This window comes from Pseudomonas sp. CFII64 (assembly GCF_000416235.1).
GTDB lineage: Bacteria > Pseudomonadota > Gammaproteobacteria > Pseudomonadales > Pseudomonadaceae > Aquipseudomonas.
On the sequence record NZ_ATLO01000042.1, the window covers coordinates 309,846 to 328,186 of the forward strand.

At 59.3% G+C, this 18,341-nt stretch carries 18 protein-coding genes; 8 read left to right on the plus strand and 10 right to left on the minus strand.

What is annotated here, in order from left to right; all coding sequences use genetic code 11:
• Nucleotides 1-14: 14 nt before the first annotated feature.
• Both CFII64_RS29055 and CFII64_RS19335 read right to left on the minus strand, forming a co-directional pair.
• A complete protein-coding gene (locus CFII64_RS29055) occupies nt 15-1,502 on the minus strand; it encodes a M10 family metallopeptidase C-terminal domain-containing protein (RefSeq protein ID WP_020292516.1) in 1,488 nt (495 codons plus the stop codon).
• Between the two features lie 96 nt (nt 1,503-1,598).
• Nucleotides 1,599-2,348 (minus strand): glucose 1-dehydrogenase, encoded by a 750-nt coding sequence (locus tag CFII64_RS19335; protein WP_020292517.1) that lies wholly within the window; start codon nt 2,346-2,348, stop codon nt 1,599-1,601.
• A 150-nt stretch (nt 2,349-2,498) separates the two neighbouring features.
• On the opposite strand from CFII64_RS19335, the gene CFII64_RS19340 reads away from it, so the two are divergent.
• Entirely contained in the window at nt 2,499-3,419 is a 921-nt protein-coding gene (locus CFII64_RS19340) for an AraC family transcriptional regulator (protein WP_052026647.1), read from the plus strand.
• A gap of 111 nt (nt 3,420-3,530) precedes the next feature.
• Here the strand turns inward: CFII64_RS19340 and CFII64_RS19345 are convergent, their stop codons facing one another.
• The 3 genes from CFII64_RS19345 to CFII64_RS19355 are packed head-to-tail and all read right to left on the minus strand — an operon-like array spanning nt 3,531 to nt 5,666.
• Entirely contained in the window at nt 3,531-4,508 is a 978-nt protein-coding gene (locus CFII64_RS19345; protein ID WP_020292519.1) for a trans-acting enoyl reductase family protein, read from the minus strand.
• The gene (locus tag CFII64_RS19350; protein WP_020292520.1) at nt 4,505-4,906 is read right to left on the minus strand and encodes a VOC family protein; all 402 of its coding nucleotides are present in this window, start codon (nt 4,904-4,906) and stop codon (nt 4,505-4,507) included. The genes CFII64_RS19345 and CFII64_RS19350 overlap by 4 nt, the downstream gene beginning before the upstream one ends.
• 16 nt (nt 4,907-4,922) lie before the next feature.
• A complete protein-coding gene (locus tag CFII64_RS19355) occupies nt 4,923-5,666 on the minus strand; it encodes an SDR family NAD(P)-dependent oxidoreductase (RefSeq protein ID WP_020292521.1) in 744 nt (247 codons plus the stop codon).
• Between the two features lie 138 nt (nt 5,667-5,804).
• On the opposite strand from CFII64_RS19355, the gene CFII64_RS19360 reads away from it, so the two are divergent.
• Nucleotides 5,805-6,713: an AraC family transcriptional regulator gene (locus CFII64_RS19360; RefSeq protein WP_020292522.1), complete on the plus strand. Its 909-nt coding sequence runs from the start codon at nt 5,805-5,807 to the stop codon at nt 6,711-6,713.
• Here CFII64_RS19360 and CFII64_RS29060 read toward each other — a convergent pair.
• Together CFII64_RS29060 and CFII64_RS19370 are read right to left on the minus strand one after the other, a co-directional pair.
• Nucleotides 6,691-9,207 (minus strand): ATP-binding protein, encoded by a 2,517-nt coding sequence (locus tag CFII64_RS29060; protein ID WP_020292523.1) that lies wholly within the window; start codon nt 9,205-9,207, stop codon nt 6,691-6,693. The two genes, CFII64_RS19360 and CFII64_RS29060, sit on opposite strands and share 23 nt — an antisense overlap.
• 103 nt (nt 9,208-9,310) lie before the next feature.
• The gene (locus CFII64_RS19370) at nt 9,311-10,264 is read right to left on the minus strand and encodes a LysR family transcriptional regulator (RefSeq protein ID WP_020292524.1); all 954 of its coding nucleotides are present in this window, start codon (nt 10,262-10,264) and stop codon (nt 9,311-9,313) included.
• A gap of 112 nt (nt 10,265-10,376) precedes the next feature.
• Here CFII64_RS19370 and CFII64_RS19375 point away from each other — a divergent pair, with 112 nt between their 5' ends.
• Nucleotides 10,377-11,204: an SDR family oxidoreductase gene (locus CFII64_RS19375; protein WP_020292525.1), complete on the plus strand. Its 828-nt coding sequence runs from the start codon at nt 10,377-10,379 to the stop codon at nt 11,202-11,204.
• Nucleotides 11,205-11,219: 15 nt separating this feature from the next.
• Here CFII64_RS19375 and CFII64_RS19380 read toward each other — a convergent pair whose 3' ends face one another.
• A complete protein-coding gene (locus CFII64_RS19380) occupies nt 11,220-12,146 on the minus strand; it encodes a LysR family transcriptional regulator (RefSeq protein ID WP_020292526.1) in 927 nt (308 codons plus the stop codon).
• 150 nt (nt 12,147-12,296) lie between these two features.
• Between CFII64_RS19380 and CFII64_RS19385 the strand changes: the two genes are divergently transcribed.
• From CFII64_RS19385 to CFII64_RS19400, 4 genes are all read left to right on the plus strand, one after another.
• Nucleotides 12,297-12,701 carry a RidA family protein gene (locus tag CFII64_RS19385; protein WP_020292527.1) on the plus strand — a complete coding sequence of 135 codons (405 nt, stop codon included), beginning with the start codon at nt 12,297-12,299 and terminating at the stop codon, nt 12,699-12,701.
• An 81-nt stretch (nt 12,702-12,782) separates the two neighbouring features.
• Nucleotides 12,783-14,156, plus strand: a complete 1,374-nt coding sequence (locus tag CFII64_RS19390) for a pyridoxal-phosphate dependent enzyme (protein ID WP_020292528.1) — start codon at nt 12,783-12,785, stop codon at nt 14,154-14,156.
• Nucleotides 14,153-15,331 carry a cystathionine gamma-synthase gene (locus CFII64_RS19395; RefSeq protein WP_020292529.1) on the plus strand — a complete coding sequence of 393 codons (1,179 nt, stop codon included), beginning with the start codon at nt 14,153-14,155 and terminating at the stop codon, nt 15,329-15,331. Before CFII64_RS19390 ends, CFII64_RS19395 begins: the two co-directional genes overlap by 4 nt.
• An 84-nt stretch (nt 15,332-15,415) precedes the next feature.
• Entirely contained in the window at nt 15,416-15,694 is a 279-nt protein-coding gene (locus CFII64_RS19400; protein ID WP_020292530.1) for a DUF1330 domain-containing protein, read from the plus strand.
• Nucleotides 15,695-15,737: 43 nt separating this feature from the next.
• Here the strand turns inward: CFII64_RS19400 and CFII64_RS19405 are convergent, their stop codons facing one another.
• A complete protein-coding gene (locus tag CFII64_RS19405) occupies nt 15,738-16,118 on the minus strand; it encodes a RidA family protein (RefSeq protein ID WP_020292531.1) in 381 nt (126 codons plus the stop codon).
• 257 nt (nt 16,119-16,375) lie between these two features.
• Between CFII64_RS19405 and CFII64_RS19410 the strand changes: the two genes are divergently transcribed.
• Complete coding sequence (locus CFII64_RS19410; protein ID WP_020292532.1) at nt 16,376-16,834, plus strand: GNAT family N-acetyltransferase; 459 nt, start codon at nt 16,376-16,378, stop codon at nt 16,832-16,834.
• Between the two features lie 73 nt (nt 16,835-16,907).
• Here CFII64_RS19410 and CFII64_RS19415 read toward each other — a convergent pair whose 3' ends face one another.
• Complete coding sequence (locus CFII64_RS19415) at nt 16,908-17,699, minus strand: hypothetical protein (protein WP_020292533.1); 792 nt, start codon at nt 17,697-17,699, stop codon at nt 16,908-16,910.
• Nucleotides 17,700-18,341 lie beyond the last annotated feature (642 nt).

The following is an 18,341-nucleotide window of genomic DNA, read 5'->3' on the forward strand; positions in this document are numbered from 1 at the left end:
CTCACCCGTTGCTGTTACACGGGTGCAGGATCAGTCGGGTTCACCCCGACAATCTGGATCGGTTGCTCATCCACATACAAGCCATCCAGGGCAATCGACACAGTCGTGTGCTCACCCGCCAGGGTCACCTGGAAGAATTGTCCCTGCTTGTTGGCTTCCAATGAGTGGAGGTAGGTCTGATTTTTGCCTGAGTCATAGTCAAGCTTGAGCGTACCGTTGGTGCCATCACCCAAGTCGGTGAAGCCTAAATCCAGCGCATAAAGAATGTCGCCAGACTCATAATCGGTGATGACGTCGGAATGATCTTCGGTAGCGGTGCGATAACTTTCACCGATGTTATAGAACACGAAATCATCTCGGCCCGCCCCGCCGGTAAGCGTATCAATGCCCTTGCCGCCTGCCATGGAATCATTGCCAGCGCCGCCGTTTATGCTGTCATTGCCCTCAAAACCCAATATCTCGTCGCGCGCGTAATTACCCACCAGTACATCAGCCTTGGCGGTGCCGACGATTTCCTGGTCATCCCGAGTCAGACTGTTTATCACCTTGTCGCCACCGGTATTGGCGAAGATCACGGTGTCCCGATTCAGGTCATCTGTAAGGTTGCCGCTGAACATGATTTCAAAGTGATTACCGGCGCTGTCGGTATCCAGGGATTTCAGCGAGGTCTTGTCTCCAGCGGCGTTTACCGACACTTTTAGCGTACCGTCATGGCCGTCGCCGAAGCCGGAAAAACCCAGCGCGGACAGATCAATCGTGTCGCCTTCAGCGGCCGAAAAGTCGGAGATCAGATCTCGACCCTGGGTGCTGCCGCTGTTTGATTTAACGCTGTCGAGCACATTGCTGTAGACGAATGCATCCGCTCCGGCACCGCCCTTGAGCGTATCGCCACCGGCGCCGCCGTCCAGACGCTCGTCCGTGGCGCCCCCCGTCAGCAAATCCCGGCCCTCATGCCCCGCCAGCGTGACTGAAGCGACATCACTGCCCTGGAGCGAATCGTTGTAACCAGTGCCGGAAACCAATTGCAGGAAGTTGGCGTTGGTCAACGTGTCGCTGTAGTCACCTTTGAACACCAGTTCAAATCGCTGTCCGCCGGCGTTCTCATCGAAACTCTTGAGATACGTCGCGTCCTGGGCCGCGTTATACGAAAGCTTCAGGCTGCTGCCGTGGCCGTCGCCAAGCTTTGTGTAGCCCAACGCCGTCAGGTCGAGCTTGTCCTGCGCGGCATCAAAGCTTTTGATCGTGTCTGAGTGCGAGGTCGTTGTGTCGCGGTAGCTGTCGGTGATGCTGCTGAAACGCAGCGTATTGTGTTCGCTGACGGCATTAAGCACGTCACGGCCTGCGCCGCCGATCAAAATGCTGGTGCTGCCGCTCTTGAATCCGCCAGCCAGCGTATCGTTGCCTTCGCCGCCATAAATCACGTCGTGGAGACCGTAGAAGTCGTCAATGTCGTCCCCTTTCGGGGTGCCGTACCAGTCAACTCTACCGGTGTCAGAAGCCATAAGATTTTTCCTCGGTGCGATTGTGCTGCGTGTCTGCGGTTACCCAGTATCTGACTCAGCCCTCGAGAAAGGTTCCCGCTCGGCATTTGGCGTCCTTCAGTAACCCACGCCGCGCACGCCACCTGACGCCCGGATTGATTCGCCCGTGACCCAATGCGAGTCCCCGGATGCGAGAAAAACCGCCAGCGGTGCGATGTCTTCCGGCTCGCCGAAACGCCCCAATGGCGTACCTGCGATCAGTTTTTCTCCGAACTCACCGGCAAAGTTGCCGTCAGTCGCAGGCGTATTGGTGTGGCCGGGCAAGATGGAATTGACCCGGATACCGCGCGCGCCCAGCTCTCTGGCCAAGGCAAAGGTCAAGGTATCGACCGCGCCCTTGGTGGCCGAATAAACGCTGGAAGCCAGATACGGATCGGTACTGAGGATGGAGCTGATATTGATGATACTGCCCGACTCACCGAACAGTTTCACCGCCTCGCGCACCGCCAGCAGATAACCCAATACATTGAGATTGAATTGCTGGTGGAAGGCTTCCTCGGTGAGGTCTTCGATCATCTGAAACACCGCGACTCCGGCGTTATTGACCAAAATATCCAGCGTCCCGTAGTTGCTGCCGACCTCGGCAAACAAACGGGTTACGTCTGCGGACTTGCTCATGTCCGCCTGGATGCTGATGGCTGAGCCGCCCTGCGCCTGAATCTGTGCAACAACGGCGTCGGCGTCGCTTTTGCTCGACGAATAGTTGACCACGACGGTGGCGCCAGCAGCACCCAGCGCTTTGGCGATTCCGGCACCGATACCTTTTGATGCGCCAGTGACTACAGCAATTTTTCCTTCGAGCTTCATGGGAATTACCTTTTCAAAATGAGTGATGTTTGCGTTGGGTGGCAGTATTCGGGCAACGACCTGTCGAGCGGTTGCCGGTTCTTCTCCCATGCTTGCCTATTCTTCTCGCCTGGCTTGCTTTGTCCGGCGCACTGCCGCATGTTCCAACCCATGAAAAATGCGATGGATGAACTGCGCAGCATCGTGATGCGCGCGCAAAACAAGTGGACCGATACCGGCCTGCCACGCGTGGCGATGGTGTGTGCCGAAGCCTGCGCGGATCAGGTTTATCAGCCGATGCTGCACTTGGTGCTGCAGGGCACCAAGACGCTGTCGATTGGCGATCAGCTTTCGAATTACCCGGCGAACAGTTATTTCGTGGTGCCCGTGGATGTTCCCGCCACAGGTCAGATTCACCCGTGCGCGGCGGACCTGCCCTATCTTGCGATCAGCCTGACTCTGAACCCCTGCGTCATCGCCACGTTGCTGGATGACGAGGTGAAAGCCGGCGCGCAGCCAGTCCCGAGTTGCTTCGCTGCGGTGCCAGCGCCCGCCGAGATGATTGATGCGTGGTTGCGCATGATGCGGCTCATGGACCGCCCGAACGAAGCGGCGGTATTGGCACCGATGATCGAGCGGGAGATTTTGTTTCGCGTACTGCAAGGCCCGTTGGGCGGCATGCTGCGCGACATCGCGCGGCCAGATGGTCGCTTGGCGCAGATCCGTCGCGCCACTGAATGGATTCGCGAGCACTACACCGAACCCTTCCGTGTGGAGCCGCTGGCAGCAATGGCCGATATGAGCGTTGCGGCGTTCTATCGGCATTTCAAGGCCATCACCGCCATGACCCCCATTCAGTATCAAAAACGCCTGCGCCTGCTGCGAGCGCGCTGGTTGCTGTTGTTCGATCCTCGCGATGCAGCGTCCATCGCGTTTGCCGTCGGCTATGAAAGCGCCTCGCAATTCAGCCGTGAATACGCCCGCCTGTTTGGTCTGCCGCCAGCTCGCGATGCCGCGAGGTTCAAATCCCCGGCGGTTGCGTTCGCTGGAGCGCGCGAGCGCCCTACCGACTTCCCCGCGAACGATCTGTAGGAGCGAATTTATTCGCGAGGCAGTATTTCAGGCACTGAATCTCTGCCAGATGTATCGGCCCCTCGCGAACAAGTTCGCTACAGTAATCCGTTCGCAGGATCGCGCAATCTCCTAAAAATCGCTGATCGTCGTCCCCCCGATGGTCTCGGCAAATCCGCCGCCGAACAGTCGGGCTGGGGTTTCGAAGCCAGCGCGGCGTTCGCCCGCCAGAACCCGTCGTGCGGCCTCGACGGCAGCCAGTGGCGTATAGGAATAGCCGTTGACGGTTTCGATCACTGATCGCGCGATCGAACCGTCTGCGCCGGTGACCTCAACCACGGCCCGGGCCCGATGAGCATCACGCTCCTGGGCAGTCGGCCCATCAGGTAGCTGCGACAGATCCCCGTCAGGAAAAGCGTCATCCGCGATGTGCACGAACATGGCAATGTTGGGAATGCCCGTCGAATGCCAGCCGGTAATCAAATCACCAAACGACAGTGGCAAACACAGCACCGGCCCTGCGCCAAAATCGAAGTGGCGCGGCTGTGCATCCGGCGTTGCGACGAGCTGGCCGTCGACCCGTGCCAACAGGCCGGCACCGATGATTTCGCTGACGCTCATTGCCGAACCTCGCGACATGGAGCCGGGAACCTGCAGCGCAATGTTCAGCGCTTGCGGCTCCTGTACCCGCTGCGCGATATGCAACGCCAGACAGTCAGTCGGCACCACGTCCCAGCCGACGCCGGGCAGCAGCATCACGCCCGACTCAGTCGCGGCGGCGCCCAATTGCTCCGCCAGCCGGTAGACATTGATCTCGGCGGTAATGTCCAGATAATCGACGCCCGCCTTCAGGCATGCGCGCATCAGCGGCTCTGCGGTGCGCGCGAAGGGTCCGGCGAAATTCAACAAGACATCGATGCCGAACAGCGACTGGTCCGCCTCGGCGTCGGCAGCAAACACGCGCATCGGCACGCTCAGTTGTTCGGCGAGAGTTGCCAGTTGGGGTCGATTGCGTCCGGCAATCACGAAATCCAGCCCCAAGGCTTTCGCCCGCTGTGCTGCCATGCGCCCGGTATAACCTGTCGCGCCGTAGATCAGTAATGTGCTCATTGCGCGTGCTGCCAGTTTTTGTAGACGAACTCAAGGCTGTAGCCATCAGGATCCAGCACGTTTGCCGCGTAATAGTTCGGATCGTAGTGCAGGCGTGCACCCGGAGCGCCGTTGTCGACTGCGCCATTGCTAATCGCCGCGGCATAGGCCGCGTCAACCTCTGCCTGGCTGCCCGCTACGAATCCCACATGAGCCGCTCTCCCTTCCACGATGCCTTCGCGCAACCAGAAGAACATCCGTCCATGAGCGCCGAAGCCCTTGAGGTCGGGGTGGCCGGCCGGGCCGTCCTTGCCGTCGAAATCATGCCGAGCCGTAATCCCGAGGGGCGTCAGCGACGCCTCGTAGAAACGTACCGAGCGCTCGATGTCGCTTACAGAAATGAAGATGTGATCAAGCATGTCATCGCCTCGCCATTCAGATGATATAGCCGCCCGCGACTTCAATAGTCTGAGCGTTGATCCAGCTGCCTTCCTCGGAAAGCAGCATGGCGATAACCCGCGCTACGTCTTGCGGCTCGCCGACTCGGCCAAGCGCGGTTTGCGATGCCAGCAGAGCCTCGAACTCGTCATTCAGACCGCCGCCCAATTCGGTGCGAATTGCTCCTGGCGAGACTGCATTGGCGCGGATGCGCCGATCACCGAATTCCTTCGCCATGTACCGCGTGAGTACGTCCAACCCGCCTTTGAAAGCGGCATAGGGCGCGACGCCGGCGGTTGCCACGCGTGTCGTGGCGCTGGTCAGATTGACGATGCTCGCGCCCTCTTCCATCAATGGCAGCAAGGCTTGAGTCAGGAAAAACGGGCCTTTGAGGTGCACATTGAACAGGCCGTCGAACTGCGCCTCAGTGACCGATTGCAGAGGATTGAACAGCCCGTAGCCCGCGTTATTGACCAGGCCATCGAGCCTGTCCACGCCCCAGTTTGTCTGCAACACGTGCAGCACGGCCTGGCGAAAAACTTCGAAGCCGCTGACATCGGCGACGTCGAGCTTGAGCGCAACGGCCTTGCCACCCGCCGATTCAATTCGGCGCACGACGGTTTGCGCAGCCTCAGGATTGCTGTTGTAAGTCAGGATGACGCCCATGCCACGCTGAGCGCAGAGTTCGGCAGTGCTGGCCCCGATGCCACGGCTGCCGCCGGTGATGACGATAACGCCCATGTGCTGCTCCGCTGTCGATGAAATGAGTCACCACATTACCGATGACCTTCGAAGCCAGCGCAGCCGTTCCTGCCCGAATCCTGCCTGTTTCTGCTTTTCGCTTGCGTGGGCCATGGTCCTGCGATCAGCATGGCGCTTATGAATAATCAACTCATTGAGCTTCGCGCCCTGGCTTGCCGGGCCGAAAACCGCCGTACCGAAACGGGCATCCCACGCGTGGCCATGGTTCAAGGCAAGATTCCTGAACACATGCTGGCTGCGGTCTACGACCCGATGATCAACCTGATCCTGCAAGGCAGCAAAGCCATGACGGTTGGCGATCGCACGCTGCGCTATGACCCGGCGACGTATTTCGTCATGTCCATCGAGTTGCCCGCAGTCGGCTCGGTGCATCCGGCAGCTTCAGGTGAACCTTACCTTGCGGTCAGCCTGACCCTTGACCCGACGGTGCTTTCGACGCTGTTGGCCGACTTGCCAAAGCCCACCGGCCGTTACGAAAACGAAGCCGGATTTTCCGTCGCGGCCGTCACACCGGAGTTGATGGACGCCTGGCTGCGCATGTTGCGGTTAATGGACCGGCCCGAGGATATCGCCGCCCTGGCCCCGGTTTACGAGCGCGAAATTCTCTACCGGGTACTGCAGGGGCCCCATGGCTGGATGCTTCGGGAGATCGCCGCGCCCGACACGGCGATGGCGCGCGTCAGCCTGGCAATTCAATGGATACGGCGCAATTTCGCCGAGACGATACGAGTGGAAACCCTGGCCCAGCGCGCGGCGATGAGCGTGTCGGCTTTTCACCGGCACTTCAAGGCGGTCACGACGTTGAGTCCTTTGCAGTATCAGAAACGGGTTCGGCTGCTCCAGGCCCGGATGCTCATGGTCGCCAGCGCCAGAAGTGTCACCAACGCAGCTCTGGAGGTCGGCTACGAAAGCGCCACCCAGTTCGGTCGTGATTATGCGCGGATATTTGGCCTTCCCCCCGCCCGGGATGCGGCGAGAATTCTGGGAGAGACCAAGGGGATTTTCAGCTCTCGATCAGACTCTTGATACGCACGGCCAGGCCTTCGACCGAGAACGGCTTGGTCATGACATGCATGTTGGCGTCGAGGTCTCCGCTGCCGATAACGGCGTTTTCTGCATAGCCAGTGATGAACAGAATCTTCAGTTCCGGACGACTGGAGCGGGAATAATCAGCCATCTGGCGACCGTTCATGCCGCCTGGCAATCCAACGTCAGTGACCAGCAGATCGATCCGGGCACTGGACTCGAGAATCCGGAGCCCGGACGCGCCATCTGCGGCCTCCAAAGCGGTGTAGCCCAACTCTTGCAGAATTTCTGCCACCAGATGACGCACTGTAGGTTCGTCATCGACCACCAACACCGTTTGCCCCTCTGACGCCCTGGGCATTTCCTGGAGTTGCAAGGGGGCCTGCTCGACATGTCGAGTCGTTTCCTGCGGCAGGTACAGGCGCACCGTAGAGCCTTTGCCGACTTCCGAATAGATTTTCGCCTGGCCGCCGGACTGCCTGATAAAGCCGTAAATCATCGACAGGCCCAGGCCGGTCCCCATACCCAGCGGCTTGGTGGTGAAGAACGGCTCAAATGCCTTGGCCACCACGGCCGCACTCATGCCGACGCCTGTGTCGATAACGCTCAATGACACGTAGTTTCCCGGGGAAAGATCAAAGGCATCGGCGGCGCGGACGTCCAGGGCGCAATTGGCGGTTTCAACCACCAGCTTGCCGCCGGCGGGCATTGCATCACGGGCATTGATGCAGAGATTCAGCAAGGCGTTTTCCAGCTGATTGCCGTCGACGTTGCTGGTCCACAATGCCTCGTCGAGCAGCATGCGGGTTTCAACCGCCGGGCCCATGGTGCGAACGATCAGATCCTGCATGCCGGCCACCAGACGATTGATATCGGTCGGCTTGGGATCAAGTGTCTGGCGCCGCGAAAACGCCAGCAGCCTGTGAGTCAAGGCCGCCGCCCGCTGGGACGATCCGCGCGCCGAGTTCACATATTTTTCGAGTTCATTGATGCGCCCTTGCCCTATCCGGGTCTGCATCATCTCCAGGCTGCCGGAAATCCCGGTCAGCAGGTTGTTGAAATCGTGGGCGATGCCACCGGTCAACTGCCCGACCGCCTCCATTTTCTGTGATTGCCGCAGCTGCTCTTCAGATCGCATCAGTTCCTGGGTTCGGTCCTGGACCAGCTGCTCCAGGGAGGCATTGATCTGCCGCAGATCATTTTCAGCCCTGCGCCGGGCGATGGCGCTGCGCGTGCGCCCCGCAGCATCTGCGGTAAAGCGCATCTCTGCTGCCGTCCAGGCATACGGTTCACTGCGCAAGGCACACAGAGCGGCCACCGTTTTGCCGTTTTCCACCAATGGGACGCTGAGCAGCGAGCCGATACCGGCCTGCAACAGGCCTGGCGTATCGCGAGAAAGTGGATCGTTCGCGATATCAGCTATCAACAGTGGCTGGCCCAGGGTCAATTGCCTGGAAAACCAGTGCGATTCATTGCCGTGCCAGAGTTCCTCCAACGTAGTTTCTGCAGCGTCTGGCCAGACCCGACCGCTCAGCACCGGCAACCCGTCAGGACTCACCGACAAGTAACAGGCGCCGTCGCATTCCAGGACACTTCCCAAGGTTGCAGAGACGCTGTACGCCATCTGTTCGGGTTCTTGCATGTCACGCAATACGTCACTCAGTTCCAGCAGTGCCTGGCGCCGGGTAAGCGCACGATGGGCCTCGGTCACTTCCTGAAAAATGATTGTGAACCTGTCATCTTCCAACGGATGCACGCGGCCTTCGAACCAGCGCTTTATGCCCGCAACCTGATGATTGAAAGCTAAGGTTTTTTGCTGGTTGACCGCCGCTGCAACCTCATCGATCCAGAAGTTTTCAACGTCTGGAAACAACTCCCGGACTGTCCGACCCTTCACTTCTGCGTTGGTCACGCCGACCAGCTCGGCCCAGGCAGGATTGACGTCCAGGTACCGCCAGTCGCTGACCGTCCCGTCTGCCTCGCGGATGAGCTCACCGAGGATGAACCCATCTTCAAGCCGTTCAAAAATGCCGCGCCAGTACTCTTCACTCTGGCGCAGCGCGAGTTCCGCATTGCGGCGCGCGGTGATATCCGTGAACAGCACGGCGACGATTTTCTGCTCCGTGCTTATCGCCGTGGCATGAACCTCGAACCAGCGACGCAACGCCACTCCGTAATGCTCGAAGCGTATCGCCTCACCCGTGTCAGCCACTTTCCCGTAGACGTCGTACCAGTGCTGATCCTGATCGGGAACCATGTCCCGAATCCATTTGCCTTTGGCATCCACCAGACCGGTATGCTGCTCAAAAACGCGATTGGTTTCGATGAACCGGTAATCACACGGACGCCCATCCTCATCGAATTTCATTTCGATGATGCAAAACCCGGTTTCGATGGAATCCAGCAACTGTCGGTATTGCCTGCGCGCTGCGGACAGTTCGGTTTTCAACCGTTCGTTTTCGGCTTGAAGGGGATGGGTGTAGATGCGACTCATGGCCTTCCTATGGCTAAATGGTTTCCGGCATCATGAACGATAGCGCGGGTCACGATATTTAGATCAGCTCGTTGAGCGTCAGCGGGCAAACTCTATCATTCAATCAATCGCCCTGACCCGCAGTTTCCGCTTCTGATGCCCAAGCGCCTGCCGCCGACAATGCGCCAGTATCCCGAATAACCTCAATCAACGCCCTTAGCCCCCAAGGTACATGGCGATGACCCGGATAGTACAAAAACAATCCGGGGATAGCTGGACACCAATCCTCCAGCACGGCCACAAGCTGGCGACTCGACAGATACCGCAAGGCGGTCTGTTCCGGCACATACGCAATGCCCAGCCCGCGAGCTGCCGCATCGGCCATTATTTCGGCATTGTCGAGGGTCAGATTTCCAGAGACATCCAGCGTCGCTGATTGGCCGTGCTTTTCAAATTCCCAGCGGTAGGGTTTGCCGCTCGGCAGTCGAATACCAATACATTGGTGATGACGCAGATCGTCAGGGGTGAGCGGCGCGGGATGCTCCTGAAGGTAGGTTGGCGAGGCCACGGCGAGAAAGCGCGTGTCCGCCCCCAGGCGCACGGCGATCATGTCTTGCGGCACCGATTCCCCCAGGCGAATGCCGGCGTCAAAACCGTCAGCCACGATATCGACCAGTCTGCCATCAGTGACCAGATCGACCGACATTTGCGCAAAGCGGGTCAGGAACGCCGGCAATATGGCGTCCATCAGCAAGCGCGCCGCGGGCTCGCTGGCACTGATCCGCAACGTGCCACTGGGAAGATCGCGGAACTGATTGACCTCTTCCACCGCCAGCTCGAACTCGCGGAGCATTGGGGCAAGCCTTGTGACCAGGCGTTCACCCGCAGCAGTGGGGGCGACGCTGCGCGTGGTGCGGTTGAGCAAACGCACGCCGAGATTGGCTTCCAGCGTGCGCATCATATGACTCAGGGTCGAAGCCGATAGGCCAAGCTCATCGGCGGCCTTGCGAAAGCTGCGATGGCCAACGATCAGCGTCAATGCGCGCAGCTCGGCAAGGGACAGAGGCAACTGATTCATGGGGATATTTCACCAGTTTATGCAGGATTAACCGGATAGTAACAGCAGTCTTCGCACACTAGTGTGGTCTTGCCAATGGGCACCATGACCAATCACGAGGAGATTTTCAGCGATGAGCAAAACATGGTTAGTGACTGGAAGTTCTTCAGGAATAGGCCGGGCGCTGGTTGAGCAGTTGCTGGAGCGCGGCGAACGAGTGGCGGCCACCCTGCGTAAAACAGAGGCGTTGAGTGACCTTAAAGCGCGTTATGGCGAGCAGTTGTGGCTGGCGGTGCTGGACGTAAACGATCCCGTCGCCATTCGCGAAGTGACGCAACAAGCGTTCAACACATTGGGGCGCATCGACGTGGTGGTCAGCAACGCGGGTTACGCGCTGTTTGGTGCCGCCGAAGAAGTCAGCGATGAGCAAATCAACCAGCAATTGCAAACCAATCTGATCGGTTCACTGCAGGTCATACGAGCTTGCCTGCCTTATTTGCGAGAACAAGGAGGCGGCCGGATTTTACAAGTGTCGTCCGAGGGCGGCCAACTCGCCTACCCCAACTTCAGTATTTATCACGCGAGCAAGTGGGCCATCGAAGGCTTCGTTGAATCCGTGGCTCAAGAGGTGGCGCCGTTCGGTATCGAATTCACCCTGGTGGAGCCGGGCCCGACCCGCACCAACTTCGGCGCAGCGCTGGTTAGCCCGCCACCAATGGACGCTTACGAGCACACCCCGGCAGGCGAAGTACGCCGCGCGGTCACCAGCGGTGCATTTGCGCTCAACGGCGACCCGCTGAAAATGGCCAAGGCCATGATCGAGGCTGCTGCCGTCCAGCCTGCTCCCAAACGGTTGTTGCTTGGCAGTGATGCCTATGATCGGGTACACGCGACGTTGACCGAGCGCTTGAATCAGCTCACGCAGCAGGAAGCGCTGGCGCGGAGCACCGAAATGGATTGAGTACGCTAAACGGCGTCATGAAGTCGGTGGCACGCCAACAGGCGCATGCAGTTCCATCAACTCGACAACCCAATCGATGAACACCCGCAGCTTCACGCTGATATGCCGGTTCGGGGGAAATGCCACGTACATCGGCATCGGGTCCAGAAGCCAGTCGGTAAACAGCGGAACCAGTTCGCCGCGCGCGATGCTGGCCTGGGCCATGTAGTCCGGCAACCAAAGCACCCCCAGGCCCGCCAGACCTGCGGCGAGATAGGCGTTGCCATCGTCGACGGCCAGAACGTAGCGTCCGTGGATATGCACGCTTTCATCGTTCAAGCGCATGGCATAGGGCAGTGCCTTTCCGGTACGCGCCCACAGAAAACCGACGATGCGATGCTGCGAATCTTCCAGCTCTCGCGGATGCATGGGCGTACCGACACGCGCCAGATAACTCGGTGCCGCATAAACGCCCAGTTGGAGAGTGCCCACCCGGCGGGCCATCAAAGACTGGTCGGTCAACTCGCCGCCACGCACCACGCAATCGACGTTTTCCCCGACCATATCAACGATTCGGTCGCTCACGCCCATGTCGATCTGGATATCCGGATAGCGCGCATGGAAGGCGGGCAATGCCGGCACCAGAATCATGCTCGCCAGCGGGCTGGGGACGTCAACACGCAACCGACCACGCGGCGACGCCGAAGCTGCGGACAGGCTGGTTTCGGCGTCGTCCAGATCGGCGAGAAGGCGGACCGCTCGCTCGTAAAAGACAGCGCCATCAGCCGTTACGTTGACTTTTCGTGTGGTGCGATTGAGCAATTTGACCCGCAGGCGCGCCTCCAACTGCTGGACCAGTTGCGTCACACTGGTTTTGCTCATGTGCAGGGTCTCGGCCGCTTTGGTGAAGCTGCCCGCCTCCACCACTCTGACGAACGCCTGCATCGCGTCGAACCGATCCATTCTTATCCTCTGCGCGCTGGATTGTTTGGAATATGCAAACAGTGCTGGCTAGAGTTGCCTGTTTATCGGGCCGCAACAAGCCCCTAAAGTCCCGTTATCGCTGAACGGGTTGCCTCTGACTCGTTCCTCAATCCCATGAAGGAGCTAGACATGACAATCCGTGACGTGGTTTTCCCACCCGGCCGCCAGGCGCTTTATGAGCGCAATCGTTACTCGCCGGCCATCAAGTCCAACGGTTTTTTATTCGTATCGGGGCAAGTCGGCAGCAACGAGGACGGCTCACCCGAGGCGGATCTGGAAAGTCAGGTGCGACGCGCCTTGAACAATCTCAACGCCATTCTCGGCGCGGCCGGTTGCACGTTTGATGATGTCATTGACGTGACAGTGTTCATTGTCGATCCGGAGTCGAAGTTTGAAACCATCTGGAAAGTGATTCCGGAGTTCTGGGGCAACGCGCCGCACCCGACGTTGACGGCGGTAGGCGTGACCTGGCTGTATGGCTTCCAGTTTGAAATCAAAGTCATCGCCAAATTGCCGGAAACTGCTGCGACATAACCTGACTGGCGATTTGCACGGCAGGTGTGCGGACGGCAAGCTACCCTGATCTCATTGCAGATTGTGCAGCGAGATGAAGACATGCCTGATGACTCCCGCCCTGCCGTGCTCGGACTGATCGGTAATACCCCGCTGGTGCGCGTCACCCGCTTCGATACCGGCCTGTGTACGCTGTTCCTCAAACTCGAATCGCAGAATCCCGGTGGCTCGATCAAAGATCGCATCGGCCTGGCGATGATCGATGCCGCCGAGCGCGATGGCCGCCTGCGACCCGGCGGCACCATTGTCGAGGCGACGGCTGGCAATACCGGTCTGGGACTGGCTCTGGTCGGTCGCGCCAAAGGCTACCGCGTGGTGCTGGTGGTGCCGGACAAAATGTCCACCGAGAAAGTCCTGCACCTCAAGGCGATGGGCGCCGAGGTGCACATCACTCGTTCCGACGTTGGCAAAGGCCATCACGAATACTATCAGGACGTCGCCGCGCGGCTCGCGCAGGAGATTCCCGATGCGTTCTTCGCCGATCAATTCAACAACCCCGCTAACCCGCTGGCCCACGAATGCAGCACTGCCCCCGAAATCTGGGCGCAGACTGAGCATGATCTGGATGCAATCGTCGTCGGTGTCGGTTCAGCCGGCACGCTCACCGGGCTGACGCGCTTCTTCCGCCGGGTGCAACCTGATCTGGCGATGGTGCTGGCTGATCCGGTTGGCTCCGTCATGGCCGATTACAGTCGCGGGCAGCCGCTGCCCACGCCTGGTTCCTGGGCAGTAGAAGGCATTGGCGAAGATTTCATCCCGTCGATCGCCGATCTTTCCAGCGTGCGCCAGGCCTATTCAATCAGCGACGAGGAAAGCTTCGATCATGCCCGGCAACTGTTGCGCGCCGAAGGCATTCTTGGCGGTTCTTCAACCGGCACGTTGCTGGCGGCGGCGCTGCGTTACTGCCGCGAGCAAACCGTGCCCAAGCGCGTGGTCAGTTTCGTCTGCGACACCGGCACACGCTACCTGTCCAAGGTATACAACGATCAATGGATGACCGATCAGGGCTTGTTACAGCGCACGCGTTATGGCGACCTGCGCGACCTGATCGCTCGGCGTTTCGAGGATGGTCGGGTAATCAGCGTGGGGCCGGACGACACCCTGCTGACCGCTTTCCAGCGCATGCGGCTGGCCGATGTGTCGCAGCTTCCGGTGCTGGTGGATGGCCAGCGGCTGGTGGGCGTCATCGACGAGTCCGATATCTTGCTGGGTGTCCATGAAGACCCTGCACATCTGCGCCTGACCGTAGCCAGCGCGATGACTGTCACGCTGGAAGTCCTGCCTCCGGGCGCCAGTCTGGTTGAACTGCAAGGCAAACTCGACCGCGGACTGGTTGCAATCATTGCTGACGCCGCAGGCTTTCACGGCCTGATTACCCGCGTCGACCTGCTCAATCATTTACGGAGGTCACTATGAGTCAACACGATGAAACCCCTGCGCCACAGGCCTTTGCCACCAGGGTCATCCACGCAGGCCAGGCGCCGGACCCTTCCACCGGGGCCTTGATGCCACCGATTTATGCCAATTCCACTTATCTGCAACAAAGTCCCGGCGTGCATAAGGGGCTTGATTACGGACGCTCGCACAACCCGACGCGCTGGGCACTGGAGCGCTGCGTCGCGGACCTGGAAAGCGGAACCCAGGCTTTCGCCTTCGCCTCCGGGCTGGCGGCGATTTCCACGGTGCTCGAATTGCTCGACTCCGGCGCGCACATCGTGTCCGGCAATGACCTGTACGGCGGCACGTTCCGACTGTTCGACAAAGTGCGCCAGCGCAGCGCCGGGCATCGTTTCAGCTACGTCGATCTGACTGATCTGACGGCATTCGAGGCAGCGTTGCAGGACGACACGCGGATGGTCTGGGTCGAGACGCCGAGCAACCCGCTGCTGAGTCTTACCGACCTCGCTGCCGTGGCGCGCATCTGTCACGGACGCGGCATTATCTGCGTCGCCGACAACACGTTTGCCAGCCCGTGGATTCAGCGCCCGCTGGAACTGGGTTTCGATATCGTGGTGCATTCGACCACCAAATACCTCAACGGCCATTCCGACGTCATCGGTGGCATCGCGGTGGTGGGCCAGAACCCGGACCTGGCCGAGCGCCTGGGCTTTTTACAGAACTCGGTGGGTGCAATAGCCGGACCGTTCGACGCCTTTCTGACCCTGCGCGGCGTGAAGACCCTGGCCCTGCGCATGGAACGCCATTGCAGCAACGCACTGACGCTGGCCCAGTGGCTGGAGCAACAGCCGCAGGTGGCACATGTTTATTACCCGGGCCTGGCGTCGCACCCTCAGCACGAACTGGCGCGGCAGCAGATGCGCGGATTCGGCGGCATGATCTCCGTCGACCTGAACACCGATCTGGCCGGCGCCAGGCGTTTTCTGGAAAACGTCCGCATCTTCGCCCTGGCAGAAAGTCTCGGTGGCGTGGAGAGTCTGATCGAGCATCCGGCAATCATGACCCACGCGAGCATTCCGGCAGAAACACGCACGCAACTCGGCATCGGCGATGGGCTGGTGCGGTTGTCGGTGGGGGTTGAAGCTGTCGAAGACCTCCGTGCGGATCTGGCTCAGGCGCTGGCGCGGATCTGACCGGGGTTGATTCTTCGGGGTTGGCCGCGGCTGACCATAGGTGCGTAGAATCGGCGCAATCCCGTCAATCACATCGGAGTCACCATGAGCGCCTATGTAATCGTTGAAATCACCGATAAAGATGAGGCTGCAAAAGCCACCTACGCCAAGGCGGCAATGTCGGTCGTGGAAAGCTTCGGCGGTATATTTGTCGCCCGGGGACCGGTGAGCGTCCTGCACGGCGCGGGCACGTTCGAGCGTGGCCTGGTCATCGAGTTTGCTGATCGCGAGGCTGCTCTGACCTGGTACAACAGCCCTGAATATCAGGCACTCATTGAAGGACGCGACATTGCCTTCGACAGCCGTTTCGTATTGATCGGCTAGGCTGCGCCCTTCGCGTCTGGGTCGCAGCCACTTGATTGCCGACTCAGGCTTTGGCGGCCATTGCCGTCACTTCCACACGCATGCCTTCAACCGCCAATGCGGCTACGCCAACAGCGGCGCGGACCGGCCAGGGTTTGCTGAAGAAGCGCTGATAAACCTCATTGAAGGCAGGACGGTCGGCCATGTCGGTCAGGTAGATCGTCAAATGCAGGACCCGGTCCATGGAGCTGCCGGCGCCTTCCAGTGCAACCTTCAACGCTTGCAGCGTGCACTCGCTCTGCTCGACGATGCCGCCCAGTTCCAGACTGCCGTCGGCGCGGGTTGGGATTTGCGTGGAGACCAACAGGCCGCCGACACCCGCCACGTCTGAGGAAATGGAGTTCGGATCGGGATCTGCAATAAAAGTCAGGTCGTCGTGTGCCATAGGAATCTCGTGCTTGAGGGCTAGCGGGAATTTTGCAGGCCGCCAGTCTACAACCCCGCCCCAGGTTCGTGAATAACCACAGCCTTGCCTTGCCGATTGCGCAGTCAGCGCGCCTGCCACCATCACCTGTGCCGCAACGAACCTGTTCGCTATGGACAGTAAAGGTATGTCTAATAAGCGGATGAGAATATAAGGGGTGGTATTGTCTCCCCGAATTTCTTTAAGATCGAAGGACCACATGCAAGGAGCACATGCAAATGGATTGCCTGATTCGGACCGCAACCCGGGAGGACGCCAAGGCCATCAGCGAGGTCATCGTCAGCGCCTTGCGCCAGTCCAATGCCCGTGATTACTCACCGCAGATCATCGCCCAGGTTGAGCACAGCTTTGCCCCGCAGGCGATCCTCGAGTTATTGATGCTGCGTCAGGTATTTGTAGCGACTGTCCACGATCAGGTTGTTGCAACCGCCAGCCTGGATCGGGACGTGGTTCGAAGTGTGTTCGTCGATCCGCCCCATCAGGGGACGGGAATTGGACGACAGCTGATGACGATGTTGCTGGCATTGGCCGTCAGCAACGGGATCGCACGATTGCGGGTCCCCTCTTCCATCACCGCAGAAGGTTTTTACGCTTCGCTTGGCTTCAACAAAGTGCGAGATGAATTTCATGGCGCCGAGCGCACGATCATCATGGAAAGGATGCTCGAGCTCGCGTGAGTCGATCATTCAACACACCCCGATCCTCGGCGTCCTGATACCAGGTATCCGAGGAGGCGGCGGCGTCATGACATCAGGGTCTTTTAGCAAAGGGTTCCCGCTGAGCGTGTGGTTCTTCCAGCTGGCTGGCCTGCTTGGGCTTCAACTCTGCCAGCGACCGACGGATGCGGCTTGCCAGCGAGCTACGGCCATGCACATTCTGGTAGTGAAAAACAGCGGTTGAGCGAATTACAGTGGGGTCAGCCGGAAGATTAGTGTGCAGCGAGCGATAACCCCAGAACAGATACATGTCGCCCGGCCGCATCCGGATCCGCACGAACTGCTCGGCATGCCTGGCGTGACGCCGGGCCAGGCGTCGCTGCGACCAACGATTGTCGATCAGCAGCTTGTCCAGCAGATTCAGGGCATAGTTTTTCCGAATCGGCCGGTGATTGGGGAGCATGATCAGATCACCGGGATCACTGTTCTCTGGCATACAAACGGGCATGATCGCCGTCAGCACGAATGAATCGTAATGGAAGATCAACGACTCACGCTGGCCACGCTCGCCAATCAGGCAGCGCAATACCTGGTGCAAATCTGGCTCGCTGGAACGCTGCCCGGTTTCTTTTGCTACCACACGCTGGCATAAATCGAGGAAGTCAGGCGAGCTGCCCCACTCGTGCAACAGCGAACCAGCGACGGCCTGGCTGCCAGCCAGAGCAACATATTGATTACCTGCGGCACTGACAGCCTGGCTGACCATCGTTTGTAATTCAGCCAGCTCAACTTCGCTCGCCCAACCACGTAGAACGGCGAAGCCATCGGTGTTGATCGCGTCGACCAGCGTCTCGATCTGGGCTTCAGAGAATTTTTGATATTGCATCGGTGCGTACTCGCGGCGGTGGAGTGAGCATGTCCGCCCGAGCCAACCCTGACGCCAAGTGAGCGATCAGGTGAAGTTCAGGCTGACTTAAACCGAAAGCACACACCGTCTCACTAACCGGATGTTGTCTGGCACTGAAATATGCGACGCCTGCCGCCGTCCGTGGAGACAGCACAAGGCGCCGTCGTCAGCTTAGTAGAACGATACGCATTCCGTAAACCCACTTTCGTATCTTCCGCTTGACACAATAGCCCTTGGCCTCCTGTAAAGGACTCGATCAGCACTGGGCGGGACACTGAGCCCCTGCGCCGGCGGCCATTCCCTGAGTATGGCAATGAGTGTAAGCCGCTCGTAACTCAACGCAGAAAACGCCCACACCGACTGCCTGTCATGAAGGTTACCGAGCGACCCTGACTGCCTGTTACGACAATTGAAACTGAATCCAGAGAATGGGAAACGCCGTCTCTGCGTAGAGCCCGATGAGGAGATTGTTAGCTAATCAGCCCATAAAACCAGCGATACAGGCTGACAATATATTGTAAAGATAGCCGTCAGGTGGTGACCGCTTGTCCGTTTCACACGTGCCTTTCGCATTGCCATGCATGCCAGGCACCGGGCCTTCAATGTCATCCCTGAGGTGTT